We start from the raw sequence: 2,969 nt of genomic DNA on the forward strand, positions 1-2,969 counted from the left end.
ATGTAAAGTGCGTGAAAATGTCAGACTTTACAATTGAGTGGGTTTAGTCACCTGCTCGTACTAAGACTACTTAGGGTTGTATGGTTAAGTGACTAAGCGTATGTGGTGGATGCCTTGGCAGTTAGAGGCGATGAAAGACGTGTTAATCTGCGATAAGCTCAGTTAAGGTGATAAAAACCGTTATAGACTGAGATTTCTGAATGGGGAAACCCAGTATCATAAGATACTATCCTTGAGTGAATACATAGCTCAAGGAGGCGAACCGGGAGAACTGAAACATCTAAGTACCCCGAGGAAAAGAAATCAACCGAGATTTCCTTAGTAGCGGCGAGCGAACGGGAATTAGCCCTTAAGCGGTTTGTAAGTTAGTGGAATGTTCTGGAAAGGACAGCGATACAGGGTGATAGCCCCGTACACAAAAACGAACTTACCGTGAAATCGAGTAGGACGGAGCACGTGAAACTTTGTCTGAACATGGGGGGACCATCCTCCAAGGCTAAATACTCCTAACTGACCGATAGTGAACCAGTACCGTGAGGGAAAGGCGAAAAGAACCCCTGTGAGGGGAGTGAAATAGAACCTGAAACCGCATACGTACAAGCAGTGGGAGCCCTTCGTGGGTGACTGCGTACCTTTTGTATAATGGGTCAGCGACTTATATTCTGTAGCAAGGTTAACCGATTAGGGGAGCCGTAGCGAAAGCGAGTGTTAACTGCGCGTTTAGTTGCAGGGTATAGACCCGAAACCCGGCGATCTACCCATGGGCAGGTTGAAGGTTGAGTAACATCAACTGGAGGACCGAACACACGTATGTTGAAAAATGCGGTGATGACTTGTGGGTCGGAGTGAAAGGCTAATCAAGCCGGGAGATAGCTGGTTCTCCCCGAAATCTATTTAGGTAGAGCCTCGGACGAACACCATTGGGGGTAGAGCACTGTTAAGGCTAGGGGGTCATCCCGACTTACCAACCCTTTGCAAACTCCGAATACCAATGAGTGATATCCGGGAGACACACGGTGGGTGCTAACGTCCATCGTGAAGAGGGAAACAACCCAGACCGCCAGCTAAGGTCCCAAAGTACTAGTTAAGTGGGAAACGATGTGGAAAGGCATAGACAGCTAGGAGGTTGGCTTAGAAGCAGCCATCCTTTAAAGAAAGCGTAATAGCTCACTAGTCGAGTCGGTCTGCGCGGAAGATGTAACGGGGCTAAACTAGTCACCGAAGCTGCGGATTCAAACTTTGTTTGAGTGGTAGGGGAGCGTTCTGTAAGCCGTTGAAGGTGAATCGAGAGGTTTGCTGGAGGTATCAGAAGTGCGAATGCTGACATGAGTAACGATAAGGGGAGTGAAAAACTCCCCCGCCGAAAGACCAAGGTTTCCTGTCCCATGTTAATCAGGGCAGGGTAAGTCGGCCCCTAAGGCGAGGCGGAAACGCGTAGTCGATGGGAAACAGATTAATATTTCTGTACTTCTATATATTGCGAAGGAGGGACGGAGAAGGCTAAACAAGCATGGCGATGGTTGTCCATGTGAAAGTATGTAGGCTGGAAATTTAGGTAAATCCGGATTTCCTTAAGGCTGAGATACGAGACGATGCTCTACGGAGCAGAAGTTGTTGATGCCATACTTCCAGGAAAAGCTTCTAAGCTTCAGATATATAGGAACCGTACCCCAAACCGACACAGGTGGTTAGGTAGAGAATACTAAGGCGCTTGAGAGAACTCGGGTGAAGGAACTAGGCAAAATAGTACCGTAACTTCGGGAGAAGGTACGCCGACTATGGTGATGGGATTTACTCCCTAAGCTGAAGTCGGTCGAAGTAACCAGGTGGCTGGAACTGTTTATTAAAAACACAGCACTGTGCAAAATCGAAAGATGACGTATACGGTGTGACGCCTGCCCGGTGCCGGAAGGTTAATTGATTGGGTTAGCTCTGCGAAGCTCATGATCGAAGCCCCGGTAAACGGCGGCCGTAACTATAACGGTCCTAAGGTAGCGAAATTCCTTGTCGGGTAAGTTCCGACCTGCACGAATGGCGTAATCATGGCCACACTGTCTCCACCCGAGACTCAGTGAAATTGAAATTGCGGTTAAGATGCCGTATACCCGCGGCTAGACGGAAAGACCCCGTGAACCTTTACTATAGCTTGACAGTGAACATTGCTCCTACATGTGTAGGATAGGTGGGAGGCTTTGAAACCGTGTCGCCAGATACGGTGGAGCCAATCTTGAAATACCACCCTTGTATGCGTGATGTTCTAACCTAGGCCCCTAATCGGGGTTGGGGACACTGTCTGGTGGGTAGTTTGACTGGGGCGGTCTCCTCCCAAAGAGTAACGGAGGAGCACGAAGGTTGGCTAAGTACGGTCGGACATCGTACGGTTAGTGCAATGGCATAAGCCAGCTTAACTGCGAGACAGACACGTCGAGCAGGTACGAAAGTAGGTCATAGTGATCCGGTGGTTCTGTATGGAAGGGCCATCGCTCAACGGATAAAAGGTACTCCGGGGATAACAGGCTGATACCGCCCAAGAGTTCATATCGACGGCGGTGTTTGGCACCTCGATGTCGGCTCATCACATCCTGGGGCTGAAGTCGGTCCCAAGGGTATGGCTGTTCGCCATTTAAAGTGGTACGCGAGCTGGGTTTAGAACGTCGTGAGACAGTTCGGTCCCTATCTGCCGTGGGCGTTTGAGAATTGAAGAGGGCTGCTCCTAGTACGAGAGGACCGGAGTGGACGAACCACTGGTGTTCGGGTTGTCATGCCAATGGCATTGCCCGGTAGCTACGTTCGGAACTGATAACCGCTGAAAGCATCTAAGCGGGAAGCAGGCTTTGAGATGAGTTCTCACTGGAGCTTTGAGCTCCCTAAAGGGTCGTTGGAGACTACAACGTTGATAGGTCAGGTGTGTAAGGGTTGTGAGGCCTTGAGCTAACTGATACTAATTGCCCGTGAGGCTTAACCATACA

At 49.6% G+C, this 2,969-nt stretch carries 1 rRNA gene; it reads left to right on the top strand.

Features of this window, described 5'->3' with window-relative positions:
* The first annotated feature begins 82 nt into the window (after positions 1-82).
* Positions 83-2,966 (top strand): 23S ribosomal RNA (locus tag EPA86_RS13250).
* The last annotated feature ends 3 nt before the right edge of the window (positions 2,967-2,969 follow it).

It is taken from the genome of Litorilituus lipolyticus, from assembly GCF_006439335.1.
GTDB classification, from domain to species: Bacteria; Pseudomonadota; Gammaproteobacteria; order Enterobacterales; family Alteromonadaceae; genus Colwellia; species Colwellia lipolytica.